Origin of the sequence: Pseudonocardia acidicola, assembly GCF_012911935.1 — a bacterium.
Taxonomy (GTDB): Bacteria; Actinomycetota; Actinomycetes; order Mycobacteriales; family Pseudonocardiaceae; genus Pseudonocardia; species Pseudonocardia acidicola.
Genome location: NZ_JAAXLA010000056.1, coordinates 1 through 20,376 on the forward strand (window position 1 = coordinate 1; position 20,376 = coordinate 20,376).

A 20,376-nucleotide genomic window follows, 5' to 3' on the forward strand; every position below is an offset into this window, starting at 1 on the left:
CCCACCCACCCGCGAGTCGGCACTTTCGGTTGCGCGAGTCGGCACTTCCGGTCCCGCGAGTCGGCGGTTTCGGTCCCGCGAGTCGGCGGTTTCCGGGGGTGAGTCGGCACCGTTGGTCCCGCAGGTCGGCACTTCTCGTCCTGCGAGACGCGGAATTCCTGCGCCGCTCATCCGGACGGCTCCGGCGGGTCGGGTAGCAGCGGGATCCGCACACCCCGCTCGTCCTCGACGCGCTCGGCATCCGTTCCGCCGAGCCGCGGGCCCGAGGCCCGTCCCACCGGCCGCGGAATCGTCCACGAGGGCACGGAGCGCCCCACGTCCTGTTCTGCACCGGCGGGAACCTGCATCGTGCTGGACTCAGCCGCCAGCCGGGCGGTGGACCGCGCGAGTTCCGTCGCGGCGTCGAGTTCCCGGAGCAGCTCACGGTGCACCAGACTTGCGCGTTCCGTCCATTCCCGGCCGCGGTGGTCCGGCCAGTCCCGCGCGACCTGCCCCACCAGCCGGCCCACCTCCGGCACCACTTCGGACAACCGCTGCGCCAGCACCTCGACCCAACGAGCCGCGCGGTCGAGCGCCTGCGGATCGGGCGGTGGCACGTCCTGGGTCACCGCAGGTCCGCCACGAGACGGGTGAGCGAGCCTCCGACTCCGCGATCGGCGTCCTCTGCCTCCGCCGCCACGGCCCACAAGGTGCCGGACAGCTCCGCGAGCTCGTTCCCGGCCCGTATCAGCACCGTGACGAGCCGGTCCAGCTCCGCGTGCAGGCCCGATGCAGCGGGCGCCCGCAGGCAGCCCAGGACCGCGTCGGGCTCGGTGACCGGCCGCAGCGCGTCGAGCGCCTCGGCCAGCCGTCCGGCGTGCACGCGTAGCCGATGGGGGTCGAGATGCACATCCGGCGGCATGGTCCGATCGTCGCGCAACCGAGTTGCGCACGGAGCGGAATCGCCGAACTCGCCGGACCCGCACCGCCCCGGCCCTGCGCCGCCACAACCGGACTCGGGCGCCGACATACCGCAAGTGCCGACTCACCCTCCCGAAAACGCCGACTCGCGGGATCGGGAGTGCCACCGTCACCGGGCCGACGCCGCCGCTCTCGCAGTCAGTGGGCGGTGGCGACGACCTCGGCCAACCGGACGGCGGTCGCCGTGGCCTGCTCGGCCGTCGGCGCCTCGACCATCACCCGGACCAGCTGCTCGGTGCCTGACGGGCGCAGCAGCACCCGGCCGGTCTCGCCCAGCTCGGCCTCCGCAGCGGCGACCGCCTCCTGGACCGCCGCCGACGCCGCGACAGCGGCCTTGTCGACAACCGCGACGTTGTGCAGCACCTGCGGCAGCGGGGTGAGGATGCCGGCCAGCTCGGCCAGTGACGATCCGGTCTGCGCCACGCGGGCCATCAGCCGTAGCGCGGTGAGCAGACCGTCGCCGGTGGTGGCGTGGCCGGGGAGCACGACGTGGCCCGACTGCTCGCCACCCAGGGTGTAACCCCCGGCGCGCAGTTCCTCGAGCACGTAGCGGTCGCCGACCTGCGTGGTGCGCACCGCGATGCCCGCGTCGCGCATCGCCAGGTGCAGGCCGAGATTGCTCATCACGGTGGCGACCAGCGTGTCGGCGGCAAGCTCGCCGGCGTCGCGCATGGCCACCGCGAGGATCGCCATGATCTGGTCGCCGTCGACGATGTTCCCGGCCGCGTCCACGGCGAGGCAGCGGTCGGCGTCGCCGTCGTGCGCGATGCCCAGATCGGCCCGGTGCTCGACGACGGCCCTGCACAGCGGACCGAGGTGGGTCGAGCCGACCCCGTCGTTGATGTTCAGCCCGTCCGGGGCGGCGTTGAGGGCGATGACCTCGGCGCCGGCCTTCGCGTAGCAGTCGGGTGCGGCCACCGACGCGGCGCCGTGCGCGCAGTCGACAACCACGCGCAGCCCGGCCAGCGACTGCGGGGTGCTCACGAGCAGGTGCGCGATGTAGCGGTCGAGCGCGTCGGGCAGGTCCCGGACCCGGCCGACGTCGGCCCCGGTCGGACGGACCCGGGGCGCATCGACACCCTGTTCGACGGCCAACTCGATCGCGTCGGGCAGTTTGTGCCCGCCCGCGGCGAACAGCTTGATCCCGTTGTCCGGCATCGGGTTGTGCGAAGCCGAGATCATCACGCCGAGATCGGCGCCCAACTCGGCCACCAGATAGGCGACGGCCGGGGTGGGCAGCACCCCGACACGGACCGCGTCCGCACCGGCGGACGCCAGGCCCGCGACGACGGCAGCCTCGAGCATCTCGCCGCTGGCCCGCGGGTCACGCCCGACGACCGCGAGCGGCCGGCGCGACTGATTCTGTTCCGCCAGCACCCGTGCAGCCGAGGCCGACACAGCCACGGCGAGCTCCGGTGTGAGGAGCTCGCCGTTGGCAAGGCCCCGGACTCCGTCGGTTCCGAAGAGGCGACGCATCCGGAGCGGGTGTCAGCGCTTGCTGTACTGAGGCGCCTTGCGCGCCTTCTTCAGGCCGTACTTCTTGCGCTCGGTGGCGCGGGCGTCACGGGTGAGGAACCCGGCGCGCTTGAGCGGCGGGCGGTCGTCCGGGTCGACCTCGACGAGGGCGCGGGCGATGGCCAGGCGCAGCGCACCGGCCTGGCCCGACGTCCCGCCACCGGTGAGGTTGGCGAAGATGTCGAAGCGCTCGGTCTTCTCGACGGTGACCAGCGGCTCCCGGATGAGCTGCTGGTGCAGCTTGTTCGGGAAGTAGGTCTCGAGGGACTTGCCGTTGAGCGTGAAGTTACCGGAGCCGGGAACCAGGCGAACCCGGACCACGGCCTCCTTGCGACGCCCGACGGTCTGGATGGGCCGGTCGCTCAGGACGGCCGGGGTTTCGGCCACGTAGCTGTCGTCGGCGCTGTCGTCGGCCGGGTACTCGGCGTCGTAGGCCTCAGGGGCCTCGACCTCGGTGGCCTCGGTGGCCTCGGCCTCGACGGCCTCGTGCTCAGGGGTGGTCACGGGCTGTCCCTCTTCCACTGGCTCTGTGCTGCTCACTGCGCGACCTGGGTGATCTCGAACGGGGCCGGCTTCTGCGCGGCGTGCGGGTGCGACGGCCCGGCGTAGACCTTCAGCTTCTTGGCCATCGCACGGCCGAGGCGGTTCTTGGGCAACATGCCCTTGATCGCCTTCTCGACCAGACGGTCCGGGTGCTTCTCGATCATCTCGCCGACCGAGCGCTGGCGGAGACCACCCGGGTAACCGCTGTGCCGGTAGACGAACTTGTCGTCGCGCTTGTTACCGGAGACCGCGATCTTCTCGGCGTTCACGATCACGACGAAGTCGCCGGTGTCGATGTGCGGGGCGTAGGTGGGCTTGTGCTTGCCGCGCAGCAGGGTCGCGGCGTGCGTGGCCAGCCGGCCGAGCACCACGTCGGTGGCGTCGATCACGTGCCAGGCGCGGTTGATCTCGCCGGGCTTGGGGCTGTACGTGGGCACGGATCTACCTCGTCGTTCTCGGGCTCGGGAGCTGCCTCTGTCGCGCGGTGCGGTGGGCGCCAGGCCCCAGGAGATACTTCCGAGGGGGCTAGCGGGCCGCCCTGAAGCGGCCGCGGGTCTCCACCCGCCGCACATCGATGGTCGAGGGTACCTGCCGCGACGAAGCGGGGTCAAAACGGCCCCCTACTACGGCCCCGTCAGGCCCCCGACCATCGGGGGTATCACTGCCATCGACGGGCGTTCGCCTGCTCGACCTGCTGGTAACTGTCGTTCGCCGTGCCCAGCGCGACCCCGATCCGGGCGAGCACCGAGGCCAGGTCGGCCGCCGCGGTGTCCCATTGTCGCTGCCGGGCCTGGTAATCGGTGGCCGCCTGGCCCTCCCAGGTCGCGGCCAGCGGCGCCAGGAACCGCTTCAGCTCGTCGAGCCGGGCCGCGATCCGCTGCGCGGTGCCAGCGACGTTGTGCTGGGCGACGGCGAGCTCGGCGAAGGTGACCTTGATCTCGGACATCCCCGGCCCCCTCAGCCCAGCGCCGACCGGATCGCGGACAGGCCGCCGGCCTGCTCGCTCTCCTGCTGCTGGTAGGCCAGCCCGGACCCCTGGATCGCCTCGCCGATCGCGCGCAACGCGTCGTTGAGCGCCCGCGCGTCGGCGTCCCAGCGCGCCATCAGCCCGGCGAACGCCGTGGACGCCTCTCCCCGCCACGCACCGGCCAGCGGCGCGAGCTGCCCGCGCAGCGTGGCCAGGTCGGACTGCACCGTGTCGTTGACCGTCAGTACGTGCTGGCCCGCCCGGGCCATCTCCTCGGTGGTGGTACCGAATCCACCCGCCATGCCGGTTCACTCCTCGTGTCGTCTCGATGCTCGGACGCCCACGCTCGCAGGGCGGCCCGCCTCGCCGGGGTGGTCCGGCCGGATGGTTCGCGACTGCGAACGCTGATCAGAGCGGCTTGGCGAAGCAGACGCTGTGCGCCAGACCCGCGTAGTAGCCGTATCCGGGGATCTCGTCATAGCCCTCGCCGGCGTACAGCTTCAGCGACTCGGGCTGCTCGGTCCCGGTCTCCAGGACCACCCGCCGGTAGCCGGCCCCCCGGGCCCGCTCCTCGGCACCGCGCAGCATCATCCGGGCCAGCCCCTGGCGACGATGTGCCGGCCGCACGTAGAGCCGCTTGACCTCCACGGTGCCCGGTTGGTCGTCGACGGCCCGCATCGCCACCGAGGCGACGGCGTCCTGGCCACGCCAGGCGACGAGGAAGAAGCCGCGAGGTGGGGTGAAGTCGTCCGGCCCGACCGGGGACCGGTCCTCGTCTCCGTAGCGGACGACGTACTCGGCCTGCAGCTCGGCGATCAGCTCCTGCACGATCGGCTCGTCGTAGCGATGCAGCCGGATGTCGAGTACGTCGCTGGTCACCGGGCCCTGCCCTCCTGGTCCGTCGGGATGTCGCGCTTCGATCATCCCTGGGGCCGGTGGGCGGCATCGCGGGGCGGGACCGCTCCCGCGGGGGCCTACTGCAGACGCAGCGAGCCGACGACGGCGGCGCAGGCCCGCTCGACCGCTGCCGCCCCGGCTGCGGTGTGCTGGCAGCCCACACTGAGCTGGGCGCCACGGTCGAGGACGACGAACCAGTCGACGACCGCCCCGCCCCCCATGACCTGCTGGTACCCGGCCCCCGGCCGCCCGGCGACGCGCGCCGCGGAGTCGAAGCCGGTCAGCGGCGCGCCGCCGGCCACCGCGGCGTCGAACTCCGCGCGCAGCTCGCGCAGCGCCCGGTCCGGCTCGGCGTTCGCGTCGTAGCCCAGGTCGGACCGCTCGACGGAGATCAGATCGCTGCCGTCCGGGGCGGTGACCGGGGTGATGAGCGTGCGCCGCCGCTCGGGCAGTCCGCCGGTGTGCTCCCAGCCCGCGGGCAGGTCGATCCGGTAGCCGTACTGTACGAGCACCCCGGCCGGCGGAGCGTCTCCGCTCGCCGCGGTGGGCGGGCCCGGCAGAACCCCGGCGAGCAGCGCTCCGGCCACGGCAACACCCGCGGCGGCGGCCACGGCGATGCGCAGCGGGCGGCGGGGGCGGGGCGGGACCGGCGGCAGCCAGCGGAAAGCCGGTTCAGCAGCGGCCCGGCCGCAAGCCGGTTCCGCAGCGGCGCGTCCGGGAGCCCGTTCGGCAGCGGCGCGGCGGCCGGTCGCTCGGGCGCCCCGCCCCGGCTCGAGGCCCACCGGGACGCCCGGCGCACCGGGGCGCGCCTGGGCGGTGATCCACCCTCCGCCAGCACCCGCCGCGGCGACTGCGGGTGCGGGCTCCCGCAGCGCCCCGAGCAGCGCCTCGGCCTCCGGGCGGGCCGGCACCCGGACCGGCCCGAGCTCCGCGGCGTCCATCAGCTCGGCGAGCAGCGGGGTCCGCGCCACCCCGCCGACCAGCACGATCTCCGCCGGCCGGGTGTTCCCGAGCAGCCCGCCCACGGCGTCGACGACGTCGCCGAACGGTGCGGCCAGCACCCGGCGCAGTTCCCCGGCGTCCACGCGCACCCGCTCGCCGGCGAGCGCGGCCGAGGCGGTGGGCAGCAGCGACAACCGCTCCCGCACCCGACGGGCGACGTGCAGCAGGGTCGCCCGGTCGGCCGCATCCGGCACCGCCGACCGCAGCAGGTCGAGGGTGATCGCGTCGAGCCGGGCGCCACCGGCGTCGCAGGTCCGGGTGGCGCGGACCCCGTCCGGCCCCAGCAGGGTGATCTCGACGCCGCCGTGCCCGGCGTCGACCACCACTCGCGGCACGGCGGCACCGACCATCAGGGCCAAGGGGACCGCCCGCACCCGCTCGGCGAGCCCGGCCGCCCCCCGTGCCCAGGCCGTGGCCCGCGCAGGTGGCCACGACGACGGGTGCAGCACGGTCAACTCGACCGGTCGTTCCTCGAGCAGTTCGGTCAGCAGCCCACCGGGATCCCCGGCCGGCAGTTCGGCCAGCACCCGCGGCGGATCGTCCGGCCCGGCACCGGCCAGCCGGACGCCCGACGCGCCGGGCTGTACCGCGATCCGCCGCGGGCACCCGGTCACGACGCGGGCCCGCTCGCCCCGGTCCCGGGGCCGTCCGCACCGTCCGGCGCCAGCCACGCCAGCTGTACCCGCCGGGCCCCTCGCCTGCGGTCGACCAGCGTGCCCCGCCCGGGCGGCAGCGGCGCCGGCTTCACCGACTCGATCAGCGGCCCCTCGTCCGGGCTGCCGTTCATCACCAGGCCGGGTGCGGCGAGCTCGCGGAGCCGGCCCAGCAGCGGGTCGAACAGCGCCCGTCCGGCACCGCCGCTGCGCCGGGTGAGCACGACGTGCAGGCCGACGTCCTTGGCCTGCGGCAGGAACTCCAGCAGCGCCAGCAGCGGGTTCGCGCCGCTCCCACCGACCGGCGCGACCAGGTCGTAGTCGTCGACGAGCAGCCAGACGTCGGGGCCGGACCACCAGCTGCGCTCGCGCAGCTGCCGGGGCGTCACGTCCGGTCCGGGCAGCCGCCGGCGCAGCGAACCGGCGAGCTCACGGGCGGCCTCGGCGGCGGCGTCCGGGGTGCTGGCGTAGCCGATGAGGTGCGGTTCACCGACCGCGTCGAGCAACCCGCGCCGGTAGTCGATCACGATCAGCCGCGCCTGGTCGGGTGCGAGCCGGTCGGTGAGCCCGCGGGCGATCACCCGCAGCAGCGTGGTCTTGCCGCTCTCCGCGTCGGCGAAGCAGATCAGGTGCGGCTCCGCGGCGAAGTCGAGCTCGACGAGCCCGAGCCGGTCCTCGTCGACCCCGACCGGCACCACCGGCCGGCCCGGATCGGCGGGCTCTGCGGCCGGCAACGCGTCGTGGTCGAGCCGGTCGGGCAGCAACCGGACGGGCTCGACCGCCGGCCCACCCCACGCGCCGGCCACCGCCCGCTGCAGCGACGCGGTGTCCGCGGTGGACAGCCGCGGCGCGGCCAGGACCATCGGCGCGCCGTCCGGGGCCAGCCCGTGCCCGGGGCGGGCGGGTACCGCAGCCGCCCGGCGCCGGTCCACCTCGGACTCCGACGGTTCGCCCAGGCGCAGCTCGATGCGCGTGCCCAGCAGGTCCTTCACCGCCGGGCGCAGCTCGGTCCAGCGGGTCGCCGACAGCACCAGGTGCAGCCCGTAGGCGAGGCCCTGCGCGGCCAGCGGCAGCAGCCGGGCCTCCAGGTCGTCGAAGTCGCTGCGCAGCGTGAGGTAGCCGTCGAGGACCAGCAGCAGGTCGGTGGCGGGCTCGTCGGCGAACTCGCCCGCGGCCCGGCGGGCCCGGAACTCCTCGACCGAGGACAGGCCGGCCGCGCGGAACGAGCGCTCCCGCCGGGCCAGCACCCCGGCCAGCTCGGCCACCGTGCGCCGCACCAGATCGGGCTGCTGGCGGTCGGCGACCGTGCCGACGTGCGGCAGCCCGGCCAGCGTGGCCAGCCCGCCGCCGCCGAAGTCGAGCACGTGCACGCCCAGCTCGACCGGGGTGTGGGTGAGCGCGAGCCCGAGCACCAGGGTGCGCAGCGCCGTCGACTTGCCCGACCGCGGCCCGCCTGTGACGGCGACGTGCCCGGCGGCACCGGACAGGTCGACGACGAGCGGGTCGCGGCGCTGCTGGTAGGGCCGGTCCACCAGGCCGATCGGCGCCCGCAGCTCGCCGAGCGCCCCGCCGTCGGCGGCCAGCCCGCGGCCGGGCACCGGACGGACGGGGCCGAGCAGCTCGTCCAGCGGAGGCGGGGCGTCCAGCGGCGGCAGCCAGACCCGGTGCGCGGGCGGGCCCAGCCCGGCCAGCCCGGCGAGCATCGCGTCGAGCACGGTCTCCCCGTCCGGTTCGGCGCCGCCGGGCGCCTCGGACCGGACGGCCGCCGGCTCGTGGACGGGCCCGGCGCGGAACGGGTGGACCCGCCGGGCCCCCGTCACCACGGCCGGCGCCCCGGTCACCGGTGGCCCGGAGACGTAGGCGGCGCGGAACCGCACCAGTTCGTCGGTACCGGCGGCGAGGAACGCCGAGCCGGGGGCCGGCGGCAGCTGGTGGGCGTCGGGCACGCCGAGCACGGCGCGGGACTCCGCGGCGGAGAACGTGCGCAGCGCGATCCGGTAGGACAGGTGCGACTCCAGCCCGCGCAGCCGTCCCTCGTCGAGGCGCTGCGACGTGAGCAGCAGGTGCAGTCCGAGCGAGCGGCCGAGGCGGCCGATGGTGACCAGCAGGTCGATCAGCTCGGGACGCTGGGCGAGCAGCTCGGAGAACTCGTCGACGACGACGAACAGGGCCGGCAACGGCGGCAGTTGCGGGCGGGTCCGGCGGGCGGCGGTGTAGTCGGCGATCCCGGCCAGGTTGCCCGCCGCGCGCAGCAACTCCTGCCGGCGGGTGATCTCCCCGGCGAGCGCGTCGGCCATCCGGTCGACCAGGGTCAGCTCGTCGGCCAGGTTGGTGATCACCGCGGAGACGTGCGGCAACCCGGCGAAGCCGAGGAATGTCGCGCCACCCTTGAAGTCGACGAGGACCAGATTCAGGTCGGCGGGCGAGTGCGTGGCGGCCAGCCCGAGCACCAGCGTGCGCAGCAGTTCGCTCTTGCCCGAACCGGTCGCGCCGATACAGAGCCCGTGCGGCCCGCTGCCACCCTGCGCGGACTCCTTGAGGTCGAGCACGACCGGCTGCCCGCGTTCGTCGACCCCGATCGGGACCCGCAGCCGGTCGGTGTCCGCGCGCCGCCACCGGGCACGCAGCGCCTCCATCTGGTCGGGGCCGGTCACGTCGGCACCCAGCAGGCCCGGCAGCCCGGCCGGCCCCCGGGGCCCGCCGCCGGCGGCGGGATCGGCCGCCCCGGCGGGCCGGTAGCGGGCGAGCCGGCGGGCCAGTGCCCGCGCCTCGGCGACCGGCAGCGCGTCGGGCCGGCCGATCCAGCCGACCGCGCCATCCGTGCCGTTCGCTGCGTCTCCGGGGCCGTTCCCGGGGCCGTTCTCCGGCTCGGCCACGGCCTCGGCCCGGCCCAGCCGGTCGGCGCCGACGCACAGCCGCACCACCGACGGCGCCGGCCGCCGGCCCGGCGGGGCCCCGACGCGCAGCACCGTCACCCCGGCGACGCCCGCCCACGGCCCGGGCCCCTCGGCGACGCCGTCGACCACGACGAGCAGGTGCGGTTCCCCGATCCCGGTCCCGGCGGACCGGCCGGCCAGCTCGGCGATCCACCAGCGACGCACGTCATCAGCGTCTGCGGTGATCATCCGGAGGGCGCCGACGGCGTCCCGGCGGCGCGGGTGCGCGGCGTGCGGCAGCCATTTCACCCACTCCCACTCGGCCGCGAGCCGGCTCGGTGCCACCACCGCGAGCAGCGCGTCGGACGGGCTGTGCCACAGCACGTACTGCGCCACCATCGCCCGGGCCAGCGCCCGGGCGGGCCCGAGATCGGTGTCCACCGGCTCCAGCCACACGGTCGAACTCGACCTCAGCGACACCGCCACGGGCAGGTCCGGCACCACGGCGTGGCCCAGCAGGAACCGGCGCAGGGCCAGCGCGGTGATCGGCTCGATGCCCTCGACCGGCCCGGTCTGCGGCGCGGTGAGCCGGGTCGCCAGCCGCTGCGCGCCGCAGCCGACGCGCAGCTGACCGAAGTCGGCGTCGGCACTGCGCCGTTCCCAGAGCCGGCCCGCGGCGAGTACCGCGGGCCAGGCCGCGGGTTCGGGATGCACCGTCTCCAGCGCCGCGCGCTGCTCGGCGGCGATCCCGCGCACCTGGCGGCGCAGCTGTCCGAGATAGCGCAGGTAGTCGCGCCGGTCCTCGTCGAGGCAGGCCTGCCGGCTGCCGCCGCCGCGCCCGGCCGAGCCGGTCAGCACCATGCCCAGCGTCGAGAGCGCGAACATGCCGCCGAACAGCCACGACGTCGGCTTGTCCGGGCCCAGCACGGCGATGAAACCGACCGAGCCGAGCAGCATGACCACCGGCAGCAGCCGGGGCAGCACCCCGGTGGGGATGATCCGCTCCGGCTCCGGCGGCGGCTCGAGGGTGAGCTCTCCCCCCGGTGTCCGAGGCAGCGTGCGGCGCGGTCGCGGGACCTCGACGGTACTCACCGGTCGCTCCCCTCCCCGGTCGTCCCGGACGAGCCGGGAATTACCCGAAACGGCCCATTCGGCGGCGTGGGCGGGGGAATACTAGGCAGCCGTTCCGGCCTGCCGGGGCCGTTTGACACAAAGCCGCCCGACGGAGAGGAGCCCGGGATGCAGGGAGTCCGGAGCGGTCCGGGGACGACGTACTGCCGGCTCACCGTGCTCGCGCCGCGCCGCCGGGTGGACCTCGCGTTGCCCACCGACGTCCCGGTCGGCGAGCTGACGCCGATGGTGCTCGAGCTGCTCGGTGAGCCGGCCCGCACCGGCGAGGGACGCCCCGTGCCGTGGCGGCTGAGCGGTGCGGCCGGCGGCCTGCTGCCGCCGGAGGCGACGCTGACCGCCCTCGGGGTGCTCGACGGCGAGTTGCTGCGGATCGGACCCGCCGCCGCGCCGCCACCCGCGCCGGTCTTCGACGACCCGGTCGACGCGCTGGCCGCGATCAGCACGCACACCGGCGGGGGCGACGTGCTGGGCCGCTGGCTCGGACCGGGCGCGGTGCTGGCGCTCGCCGGGGCCGCCGCCTGGCTGATCGCCGGGGTGCGCGCGGATGCGGGGACGGGATCGCCGGTCGTCGGGCTGGCCGTGGCGCTCGGTTCGGTGGCCGCCGCGGCAGGCGTGCTGCGTGCCGCGCAGCCGGCGAGCGGGGCGGAGCACGAGGCGCTGCCGGGTACCGGCCGGATCGCCGGGCTGACCGCCGCGCTGGCCGCGGTCCCGCCGGCCGCGGTCCCGCCGGCCGCGGCCGCCGGCTGGGCCGCGCTGCCCGGTCCCCCTGGAGCCGCGCACCTGCTGCTGGCCGCGGCGGCGGGCGGGACGGTCGCCGCGGCCGGTCAGATCGCGCTGCGGGTGGTGGCCCCGGCCCTGATCGCGGCCGCCGTCGTCGCCGTCGCCGCGGGTACCGCGGCGCTGCTGCGGCTCTGGTTCGGCGTCCCCGTCGCCGCGCTGGCGGCCGGGTGGGGCACGGTCGTGCTGGCCGGCGGGCCGCTGCTGCCGCGCCTCGCCCTGCGGCTGGCCGGGCTGCCTCGCCCGCAGGTCCCGACGGACGCGGGTGAACTCGTCGCCGCGGACACCGCGGCCGACCTGCTGCCGCCGGCGGAGCTCGCCGAACGGGCCGATCTCGCGCGTGGCTACCTGGCGGGGGCCGTCGGCGGCGGTGCGGTCGTGGCCGCCGCCGCAGCCGTGCTGGCCGCGGGCGCGCCGGGGTGGGCCGGGCCGGCGTTCGCGGGCGTCACGGTCTGTGTGTTGCTGTTGCGCGCCCGCGGCTTCGCCGACCCGGTCCCGGCGCGGACACTGGTGGTCACCGGGCTCGCGGCGGGCGTCGCCGCGCTGGTACCCGCCGCGAGCGCTGCCGCCCCGGCCGGCCGGCTGGGCCTGGCATCGGCGCTGCTGGCCGCGGCGGCAGCCGGGGCGGCGGTGGTCCGGGCCGGTGAGCACGCCGGTTCACCGGTGTCGCGGCGCGCGGTCGACATGCTGGAGATGGTGCTGGTGGCGCTGGCGATCCCCCTCGCGCTGGGCGTGATGGGGCTGTACGGGCTGGTGCGCGGGCTGTGAGGGCCGAGGCGGCGGTCGCGCTCGCGCTGTCGCTCGTGCTCGTCCCGGCCGCGCCGAGCCCGGTCCCGCAGCCGCCCCCGGTCCAGGTGTCCGTGCCCGCGGGCGGCATCCCCGGTCCGGTGCCCGGACTGCGGCTGCCGGACAGCTGTCCCACTCCCGTCCCCGGCACGGATCCCACGGATTCCGCCGTCGACACGGCCGGCAGCGTCGCCGCGGACGTCCTGCAACTCGACGCCGTACACACGCTGGCCTCCGGCGCCGGCCAGCGCATCGCCGTGATCGACACCGGGGTGGCACCGCACCCGCGGCTGGCCGGGCGGTTGCTCGGCGGCGGGGACTACCTGCAGGGCTCCGACGGCCTCGACGACTGCGACGGACACGGCACCGCGGTCGCCGGTCTCCTCGCCGCCGCGCCCGGCCCGGACGACACGTTCGTCGGGATCGCCCCCGGCGCGGAGCTGCTGTCCATCCGGCAGTCCAGCGCGCTGCTCCAGGTGCCCGGTCCGGCTGGCACCCTGGTCCCGGCCGGCGATACCGACACCCTCGCCGCAGCGATCGTGCGCGCCGTCCGGCAGCAGGCCACCGTCATCAACATCTCGGAGGCGGCGTGCCTGCCTGCTGCGACGGCCGCCCGCGCCGGCCGGTCGCTGCAGGCCGCGCTGAGCTACGCCGCCGAGTCCGACGTCGTCGTGGTCGCGGCGGCCGGGAACGCGGGCTCCGGGGGATGCGCGAATCCCGGCGACGACCGGCAGGTGTCGCTGCCCGGCTGGTACGGCGAGGGCCTGCTCACCGTGGGCGCCACCGATCCCGACGGCACCCCGGCCCCGTTCAGCGTCCCGGGCCCGTGGGTCGATGTGGCCGCCCCCGGCACCGGGCTGCGCTCGCTGGCCGTCGGGCGCGGGCTCACCGGGCCGGACGTGCAGGGAACCAGCTTCGCGGCCCCCTGGGTGGCCGGCCTGGCCGCGCTGGTGCGCGAACGGTTCCCGCAGCTCACGGCGCGGGAGGTCGCCGACCGGATCACCGCCACGGCGCGCCGGCCCGCCGGCGTGGACCCCGCCGTCGGTCACGGCGTGATCGATCCGCTCGCCGCGCTCACCGCCGAGCCGCTGCGGTTGTCCCCGGACGGGCTGATCGCACGGCCGACCGCCACGCTGCCCGGAGCGGAGCCGGCGCCGGCCGGCACGACCACCCCGGGCGGGGCCGTCGGCCTGCTCGGGGTCGCGGTGCTACTCGGCGCGGTGGCGGCCGCCGCCGGGCGGCTGCGGGTCAGCCCCCGCCGGGTTCCGGGGCCTGCACCACGTCGACCGCCAGCGCCGCCTGCGCCAGGTCCAGTGCCGGTCCGGTCGGGAGCAGCCGCAGGGCCGCCTCCGGGGCCGGGTCGGCGCGGGTGATCCCGAGCGCGCCGGCCGAGGCCGCGTCCGCCACGCCGTAACCGACCCCGGTCGCCGAGACCAGCCACAACGTCCCGCCGCCCACCGGCCGGCCGCTGCCGACGGCGCGGACCGCGCCGCCACCGCCGGGCGGGAGCACGACGGCGTCGGTCCCGGCGCCGGGACCGTCGGCCTGGGCGAGGGCAACGGTCACGGCCTCGGCGGGCGCCGGCACCCGCGTCCCGGCCCGCACCGCGGTGACGGGGGCGGACCCGGCGTCGGCCGCCCAGGTCCAGCACACGACGGGGGCGTCCGCGGGCTCCGACCACCGGGCCGGTCCGGACGGCCAACCGGCGAGGTCCAGCTCGTCGACCAGCGGGGCGGCGGCGACGACACCCGCCCCGACCTCGGCCGGCGCCACCCCCGCGGCGGCCGCGAGCACCTGCCCGGCGAGGGGCGGCACCTCCTGCAGCCCACCGGGCAGCACCACGTAGGAACGGCTCGCGCCGCCGGCCACGGTGGTCGTGAGCACGTCGCCGACCCGGCCCGGTACCCCTGCCGGGGCCCGTCCGGGCGGGACCGCCGGGGTGACCAGCGCCGGCCCCTCCGGGATGCCGGAGACCAGGCCGGGGCTGGCCGGCCGCGGGATCCGGCCGGCCAGCCCGAGCGCGGCGAGCACCGGCCGGTCCTCGAGGTCCACGCGGTGCCGCCGCCCGTCGACGACGGCGTAGGTACCGCCGCCGGGCACCGCCAGCAGCACGCCGGTGTCCCCACCGGGAGCGGCCTCGGGGGGCGTCCCGGAGGCGCCTGCGACCACCGTGGTGCCGATCAGCCGGGTGCGCGCCGTGGTGTCCACCTCGTCGCAGACGGCCCAGCGCGGGGCGATACCCGGACCCTCCGGGCGCACGGCGACCGCGCCCGGCACCGCGGCCGTCGCGGTGCGGGGCGCGGCCGCGAGGTCGTCGTCGTCGACCACGACGGGTACCGCCGTCTCCATCCCGGGCCCGCTGTTCAGCCCGGCCAGCACGAGCCGGCCTGCGGCCAGGTTGGCGACCGGGACGAGCCGGTCGGGGTCGTGCGCCACGACGTACATCGCGCCGGAGGCACGGCCGACGACCAGCACCTGCCGGGTCCAGTCCGGGCGCGGCACCACCAGGGCGTAGACGGCGACCGCACCGAGCCCGACCAGGCCGAGCAGGACGCCGGCCAGCGCGGCCCGGCGCTGTGACCGGATCTGCTCGTGCAGCGGCACCGGGTCCCCGCGGACCAGCGCGGCCTCCAGCCGGCGCAACCCGTACCGATAGGCGTCGACCTGGTCGCGGGTGGCCGGGGCGCGGGGCACCCGCTGGACGCTAGCCGCGCGGGAGGGCCCGTGGGGGCGGTTCGGAAGAAGTCGCCGGCCGGTCAGGCCCGGCCGGTCTCCGGCGACGTGCAGACCTCGGGGTCGGGACGATGGTCAGGTCCAGCGCTCGCAGCACGGTAGGCACCCGTTCGGCGGCGGGCTGGCGCCGGCGCCCGCGGAGCTGCGTGACGGCGTGCGCGACCTGGGCATGGGTGAGCGTGCCAGGGACGGTCTCACCAGGTGGGCGGCCGCGTCGCCGACGGTCGGCGGCGGGGAGGGCCCGCGGGACAGGTGACGCTCCGATCAGGGCTTCGGCGCAGTGGCCGTCCGCCACCGCCATACCCACCGGGGCGCCTGATACGCGGCAACTGCACCCTGTGTCCGTTGAGTGAGCCGGAGAACACGGCGCGGTGTCGCCCGGTGCGGGTCACGCGGTGCCGGCGTCCGGGACCCGCACCCGGCGGGTCACCTCGGCACGCACGGCCAACTCGTCGTCCGGTGGGTAGTCGACGGCGACCAGGGTGAGCCCGTGCGCCGGCGCGACCGCCACGTCGCTGGCCCGCTCGGTGCGCTGCAGCAGCCCGGCCGGCCAGTCGACGGCCCGGCGCCCGCGTCCGACGTCGAGCAACGCCCCGACGAGGCTGCGGACCATGGAGTGGCAGAACGCGTCGGCCGACACTTCCGCGACGACGACGCCGTCCGGCCCCCGGGTCCAGGACAGCCGCTGCAGGGCGCGCACGGTGGTCGCCCCCTCGCGGCGCTTGCAGAACGCGGCGAAGTCGTGCTCACCGAGCAGCCCGGCCGACGCGGCGTTGACGGCGTCGAGGTCGACCGGGTGCGGCCAGGACAGGGTGTCGCGGGCACGCAGCGGCTCGGCGCCGTGCGCGGCGGTGGCGACCCGGTAGCGGTAGTGCCGGCGCAGCGCGGAGAAGCGGGCGTCGAACGCGTCGGGGACCTGCGTCACGGCCCGCACCCGGACATCGGGTGGCAGCAGCCTGGCGAGCCGGCGCACCACCCACGCGGTGTCGGCGTCGGCGGGGAGATCGGCGTGCGCGACCTGCCCGATGGCGTGCACCCCCGCGTCGGTCCGCCCGGCCACGGTCAGCGCGACCGGCCTGCGCAGCACCGTCGACAACGCGTCGGTGAGCACCCCGCACACCGTGCGGCGCCCGGGCTGCATCGCCCACCCGGAGTAGTCCGTCCCGTCGTAGCCCAGGTCGAGCCGGAACCGCGCGAGTCGGCAGTTCCGGGAGGGCGAGTCGTCGTTATCGGGAGCGCGAGTCGGCAGTTCCGGGAGCAGCCCCGGAACGCCCGCGAGCCCGCCGTCCGGCTGGACGACGGGCTCGCGGGTGTCGTGCGGGTGGATCAGGACTGCTCCTCCGCGGAGGCGTCCTCACGCTGCGACGGGGGCAGCTGGAACCCGGCGGCCTCGGCGGCCTCCGGCGAGGCGAACCAGACCTCGGCCACGGTGCGGTCGTAGTGCGCCGAACCGGGGACGTGGTACAGCTTCGAGTCCTCGTTGCCCTTGATCGGGAAGCCCTCGGGGGCCTCGGAGGCGTCGGCCAGCGGGGCGTGGCTGCCCTCGCCGTACGGCGCGTCCTCGGTGGAGGTGCTCTCCTCGACCGCCTCGGAGACCTCGGTGGCCTCCGCGGTCTCCTCGGCGGCGGGCTCGTCTGCGACGGCGGTCTCCGCCGGAGCCGGCGTTGCGGCGGCCTGCGAGGCGGCGACCCGGCGCGCCCGGTCGGCCTCGTCGGTGACCGTCTTCTGCGAGATCAGCTCGATCACGGCCATGGGGGCGTTGTCGCCCTTGCGCGGCAGCGTCTTGGTGATCCGCGTGTAACCGCCGTCGCGGTCGGCGAAGAACGGGCCGATGTCGGCGATGAGCCGGTGCACGACCTCCTTGTCCCGGATCACCCTCTGGATCTCGCGGCGGTTGTGCAGGTCGCCGCGCTTCGCCTTGGTGATCAGGCGCTCGGCGTACGGCCGGAGCCGGCGCGCCTTGGCCTCGGTCGTGGTGATCCGACCGTGCTGGAACAGCGAGGTCGCCAGGTTCGCCAGCATCAGCCGCTGGTGCGCGGGCGAGCCGCCGAGGCGGGGCCCCTTGGTGGGCTGTGGCATGGCTACAGCTGCTCCGTTTCTGCGTAGTCCTGGCCGTCGTCCCCGAAGGTGTCGGGGTCGAACCCGTCGGAGCCGTACTCGGCGGCCGCGGCCGACGGGTCGAATCCGGGCGGGCTGTCCTTGAGGGCCAGGCCGAGGCCGACGAGCTTCATCTTGACCTCGTCGATCGACTTGGCGCCGAAGTTGCGGATGTCGAGCAGGTCGGCCTCACTGCGGCCCACCAGCTCACCCACCGTGTGGATGCCCTCACGCTTGAGGCAGTTGTAGGAGCGGACGGTGAGGTCCAGCTCCTCGATCGGCATCGCGAAGGCCGCGATGGTGTCGGCCTCCTGCGGCGACGGGCCGATCTCGATGCCCTCGGCGTCCACGTTCAGCTCGCGGGCCAGGCCGAACAGCTCGACCAGGGTCTTGCCGGCCGAGGCCAGCGCGTCCCGCGGGGTGATCGAGGGCTTGGTCTCCACGTCGAGCACCAGCTTGTCGAAGTCGGTGCGCTGCTCGACGCGGGTGGCCTCCACCTTGTAGGTCACCTTGAGCACCGGCGAGTAGATCGAGTCGACCGGGATGCGGCCGATCTCGGCGCCGGTGGCCTTGTTCTGCATGGCCGGCACGTAGCCACGGCCCCGCTCGACGACGAGCTCGACCTCGAGCCGGCCCTTGTCGTTGAGGGTGGCGATGTGCAGGTCCGGGTTGTGCACGGTGACACCGGCCGGCGGAACGATGTCGCCCGCGGTGACCGGGCCGGGGCCCTGCTTGCGCAGGTACATGGTCACCGGCTCGTCCTCCTCGGAGCTGACGACCAGCTCCTTGAGGTTGAGGATGATGTCGGTGACGTCCTCCTTGACGCCCGGCACGGTGGTGAACTCGTGCAGCACGCCGTCGATGCGGATGCTGGTCACCGCCGCCCCGGGGATCGAGGACAGCAGGGTCCGGCGCAGCGAGTTACCGAGCGTGTAGCCGAAGCCCGGCTCGAGCGGCTCGATGACGAACCGCGACCGGGTGTCGGTGACCGAGTCCTCGGTCAGGGTGGGGCGCTGAGAAATCAGCATGGGATGTGTCTCCTTCTCCGCCTGCGGCGACCGCTATTTGACGCCGCGGGGTAAAAACCCCCGGCGCCTCCCTGCGGCGCCGGGGGTGTCGAGCCACTACTTGGAGTAGAGCTCGACGATCAGCTGCTCGGTGACCTGGGTGTCGATCTGAGCCCGCTCGGGCAGCTGGTGGACCAGGATGCGCAGGGTCGAGGGGACGACCTGCAGCCACGCCGGAACCGGACGGTCGCCGAGGAGCTCCTTGGCGATGATGAACGGATCCGTGTTCAGCGACTTCGGCTTGACGTCGATGATGTCGTACCGGGACACGCGGAAGCTGGGGATGTTGACCTTCTCGCCGTTGACGAGGAAGTGGCCGTGGTTCACCAGCTGCCGGGCCATCCGCCGGGTGCGGGCGAGACCCGCCCGGTAGACGACGTTGTCCAGCCGCGACTCGAGGATCTGCAGCAGGTTGTCGCCGGTCTTGCCCTGGCGACGGTTGGCCTCTTCGTAGTAGCGGCGGAACTGCTTCTCCAGCACGCCGTAGGCGAAGCGGGCCTTCTGCTTCTCCTGCATCTGCAGGAGGTACTCGGTCTCCTTGATCCGGATCCGGCCGTGCTGGCCGGGCGGGTACGGACGACGCTCGAACGCCTTGTCGCCGCCGACGAGGTCGACCTTCAGCCGGCGGGACTTGCGGGTCATGGGTCCGGTGTAACGAGCCATCTCTGGTTCTCCCTCCCCTAGACCCGGCGCCGCTTGGGCGGACGGCAGCCGTTGTGCGGCTGCGGGGTGACGTCGGAGATCGTGCCGACCTCGAGGCCGGCGGCCTGCAGCGAACGGATCGCGGTCTCCCGGCCGGAGCCGGGGCCCTTCACGAACACGTCGACCTTCTTCATGCCGTGCTCGGCGGCCTTGCGGGCGGCGTTCTCGGCGGCCATCTGCGCGGCGAACGGCGTCGACTTGCGCGAGCCCTTGAAACCGACGTGGCCGGCGGAGGCCCACGCGATCACGGCACCGTTCGGGTCGGTGATCGACACGATGGTGTTGTTGAAGGTGCTCTTGATGTGCGCGTGGCCGTGCGCGACGTTCTTCTTCTCCTTGCGCCGGACCTTCTTGGGGCCGGCGCCGGCGCGAGTGCGGGGCGGCATTACTTCTTACCTGCCTTCTTCTTGCCGGCGACCGTCTTCTTCGGTCCCTTGCGGCCGCGGGCGTTGGTCTTGGTGCGCTGGCCGCGCACCGGCAGGCCCCGGCGGTGCCGGATCCCCTGGTAGCAGCCGATCTCGATCTTGCGACGGATGTCGGCCTGCACCTCACGGCGCAGGTCGCCCTCGACCCGGTAGGCGTTCTCGATGTACTCGCGCAGCCGCGCGATGTCCTCGTCGCTCAGGTCGCGGGAACGCAGGTCCGGGCTGATGCCGGTCGCGTCCAGGATCTCCTTGGAGCGGGAACGCCCGATCCCGTAGATGTAGGTGAGCGCGATCTCCATCCGCTTCTCGCGGGGGAGGTCGACGCCGGCGAGTCGTGCCATGCGGCGGTGTTCTCCTTGTTCTGTTCCGTCCAGGTCTGCTCTTCGCCCGTCCCGGACGGACTCGTCATCCGGGCCCCGGCCTGGCTCCGGGGGTGAGCCGCGCCCGTGTGGCCCGGCAGGTGCGAGGAGTTCCTCGGTGGTGCTGCGTGCTCGAAGCTCGCGACGGACGTGCGGGTGATCAGCCCTGGCGCTGCTTGTGGCGCAGGTTCTCGCAGATCACCATGACCCTGCCGTGACGGCGGATCACCTTGCACTTGTCGCAGATCTTCTTGACGCTCGGCTGGACCTTCACGTCTGCTGCCTTCTGCTTTCCTCGGTCAACCTGTGGCGGTCACTTGTAGCGGTAGACGATGCGGCCGCGGGTCAGGTCGTACGGCGACAGCTCCACCACCACCCGGTCCTCGGGAAGGATCCGGATGTAGTGCTGCCGCATCTTCCCGCTGATGTGAGCCAGGACCCGGTGCCCGTTCTCCAGCTCGACGCGGAACATCGCGTTCGGCAGGGGTTCGACGACCCGGCCCTCGACCTCGATCGCCCCGTCTTTCTTGGCCATGTCCTCCGCGTTCCGTGACAGGTTCTGGTACGAATCGTGCTGGTCGGTACTTCCCGGGCACGCGTCGACACCGGGACCGGAGGTGCGGGAGGCACGACGGAACCGGCGCAAACATGCGCGCCGAAACACCAGTGTACGTGTGTTGCGGGACAGGCTCAAAATCGGGTAGACGCGCGCGAAGCGCAGACCCGGCGCGGCACCGTCACGCCCCGCCGCGCAGATCCTCAGGCCGTCCGCGAGCTCACGACCGGCCGACGTGTCCCTCATAACGGACCAGCACCGGACAACTCCCCAAACGGGTCAACTCGGCAGTACGGTCACCCGACCGATGCATCGACGCCACGGCGACGA

Annotated in this window: 20 protein-coding genes and 1 pseudogene; 2 read left to right on the forward strand and 19 right to left on the reverse strand. The window is 75.0% G+C overall.

Going from position 1 to position 20,376, the window contains the following annotated elements; translation table 11 throughout:
• Window positions 1-167: 167 nt before the first annotated feature.
• From HF526_RS24300 to eccCa, 10 genes are all read right to left on the reverse strand, one after another.
• Window positions 168-608 carry a hypothetical protein gene (locus tag HF526_RS24300; RefSeq protein WP_169383884.1) on the reverse strand — a complete coding sequence of 147 codons (441 nt, stop codon included), beginning with the start codon at window positions 606-608 and terminating at the stop codon, window positions 168-170.
• The gene (locus HF526_RS24305) at window positions 605-901 is read right to left on the reverse strand and encodes a hypothetical protein (RefSeq protein ID WP_169383885.1); all 297 of its coding nucleotides are present in this window, start codon (window positions 899-901) and stop codon (window positions 605-607) included. Before HF526_RS24305 ends, HF526_RS24300 begins: the two co-directional genes overlap by 4 nt.
• A gap of 197 nt (window positions 902-1,098) precedes the next feature.
• Window positions 1,099-2,436 carry a phosphoglucosamine mutase gene (glmM, locus tag HF526_RS24310; RefSeq protein WP_169383886.1) on the reverse strand — a complete coding sequence of 446 codons (1,338 nt, stop codon included), beginning with the start codon at window positions 2,434-2,436 and terminating at the stop codon, window positions 1,099-1,101.
• 12 nt (window positions 2,437-2,448) lie between these two features.
• Entirely contained in the window at window positions 2,449-2,979 is a 531-nt protein-coding gene (gene rpsI, locus HF526_RS24315; RefSeq protein ID WP_169383887.1) for a 30S ribosomal protein S9, read from the reverse strand.
• A 32-nt stretch (window positions 2,980-3,011) separates the two neighbouring features.
• Window positions 3,012-3,455, reverse strand: a complete 444-nt coding sequence (rplM, locus tag HF526_RS24320; RefSeq protein ID WP_169383888.1) for a 50S ribosomal protein L13 — start codon at window positions 3,453-3,455, stop codon at window positions 3,012-3,014.
• 221 nt (window positions 3,456-3,676) lie between these two features.
• On the reverse strand, window positions 3,677-3,964 hold the full coding sequence (locus tag HF526_RS24325) for a WXG100 family type VII secretion target (RefSeq protein WP_169383889.1): 288 nt from the start codon (window positions 3,962-3,964) through the stop codon (window positions 3,677-3,679).
• An 11-nt stretch (window positions 3,965-3,975) separates the two neighbouring features.
• Window positions 3,976-4,287, reverse strand: a complete 312-nt coding sequence (locus tag HF526_RS24330; protein WP_169383890.1) for a WXG100 family type VII secretion target — start codon at window positions 4,285-4,287, stop codon at window positions 3,976-3,978.
• 106 nt (window positions 4,288-4,393) lie between these two features.
• Window positions 4,394-4,864 carry a GNAT family N-acetyltransferase gene (locus tag HF526_RS24335; RefSeq protein ID WP_338051710.1) on the reverse strand — a complete coding sequence of 157 codons (471 nt, stop codon included), beginning with the start codon at window positions 4,862-4,864 and terminating at the stop codon, window positions 4,394-4,396.
• 95 nt (window positions 4,865-4,959) lie between these two features.
• Window positions 4,960-6,498, reverse strand: coding sequence for a type VII secretion-associated protein (locus tag HF526_RS37075; RefSeq protein WP_169383892.1), 1,539 nt, complete (start codon window positions 6,496-6,498; stop codon window positions 4,960-4,962).
• The gene (gene eccCa, locus HF526_RS24345; protein WP_169383893.1) at window positions 6,495-10,505 is read right to left on the reverse strand and encodes a type VII secretion protein EccCa; all 4,011 of its coding nucleotides are present in this window, start codon (window positions 10,503-10,505) and stop codon (window positions 6,495-6,497) included. Before eccCa ends, HF526_RS37075 begins: the two co-directional genes overlap by 4 nt.
• Window positions 10,506-10,652: 147 nt before the next feature.
• Between eccCa and eccD the strand changes: the two genes are divergently transcribed.
• Both eccD and mycP read left to right on the forward strand, forming a co-directional pair.
• Entirely contained in the window at window positions 10,653-12,089 is a 1,437-nt protein-coding gene (gene eccD, locus HF526_RS24350) for a type VII secretion integral membrane protein EccD (RefSeq protein ID WP_169383894.1), read from the forward strand.
• Between the two features lie 119 nt (window positions 12,090-12,208).
• Window positions 12,209-13,345, forward strand: a pseudogene (mycP, locus tag HF526_RS35705) (type VII secretion-associated serine protease mycosin); the annotation flags it as partial.
• A gap of 10 nt (window positions 13,346-13,355) precedes the next feature.
• Here mycP and eccB read toward each other — a convergent pair.
• From eccB to infA, 9 genes are all read right to left on the reverse strand, one after another.
• Window positions 13,356-14,801 (reverse strand): type VII secretion protein EccB, encoded by a 1,446-nt coding sequence (gene eccB, locus HF526_RS34740; protein WP_211177739.1) that lies wholly within the window; start codon window positions 14,799-14,801, stop codon window positions 13,356-13,358.
• 427 nt (window positions 14,802-15,228) lie between these two features.
• Window positions 15,229-16,017 carry a tRNA pseudouridine(38-40) synthase TruA gene (gene truA, locus HF526_RS24360; protein WP_275404179.1) on the reverse strand — a complete coding sequence of 263 codons (789 nt, stop codon included), beginning with the start codon at window positions 16,015-16,017 and terminating at the stop codon, window positions 15,229-15,231.
• A 149-nt stretch (window positions 16,018-16,166) separates the two neighbouring features.
• Complete coding sequence (rplQ, locus tag HF526_RS24365) at window positions 16,167-16,919, reverse strand: 50S ribosomal protein L17, sunset domain variant (protein WP_169383896.1); 753 nt, start codon at window positions 16,917-16,919, stop codon at window positions 16,167-16,169.
• Window positions 16,920-16,921: 2 nt separating this feature from the next.
• A complete protein-coding gene (locus HF526_RS24370; RefSeq protein ID WP_169383897.1) occupies window positions 16,922-17,965 on the reverse strand; it encodes a DNA-directed RNA polymerase subunit alpha in 1,044 nt (347 codons plus the stop codon).
• A gap of 96 nt (window positions 17,966-18,061) precedes the next feature.
• Window positions 18,062-18,667 (reverse strand): 30S ribosomal protein S4, encoded by a 606-nt coding sequence (gene rpsD, locus HF526_RS24375; protein ID WP_169383898.1) that lies wholly within the window; start codon window positions 18,665-18,667, stop codon window positions 18,062-18,064.
• A gap of 17 nt (window positions 18,668-18,684) precedes the next feature.
• Window positions 18,685-19,092: a 30S ribosomal protein S11 gene (rpsK, locus tag HF526_RS24380; RefSeq protein WP_169383899.1), complete on the reverse strand. Its 408-nt coding sequence runs from the start codon at window positions 19,090-19,092 to the stop codon at window positions 18,685-18,687.
• Complete coding sequence (rpsM, locus tag HF526_RS24385) at window positions 19,092-19,472, reverse strand: 30S ribosomal protein S13 (RefSeq protein WP_169383900.1); 381 nt, start codon at window positions 19,470-19,472, stop codon at window positions 19,092-19,094. The genes rpsK and rpsM overlap by 1 nt, the downstream gene beginning before the upstream one ends.
• A gap of 178 nt (window positions 19,473-19,650) precedes the next feature.
• On the reverse strand, window positions 19,651-19,764 hold the full coding sequence (gene rpmJ, locus HF526_RS24390) for a 50S ribosomal protein L36 (protein WP_010148647.1): 114 nt from the start codon (window positions 19,762-19,764) through the stop codon (window positions 19,651-19,653).
• 39 nt (window positions 19,765-19,803) lie between these two features.
• A complete protein-coding gene (infA, locus tag HF526_RS24395; RefSeq protein WP_028929190.1) occupies window positions 19,804-20,025 on the reverse strand; it encodes a translation initiation factor IF-1 in 222 nt (73 codons plus the stop codon).
• Between the last annotated feature and the right edge of the window lie 351 nt (window positions 20,026-20,376).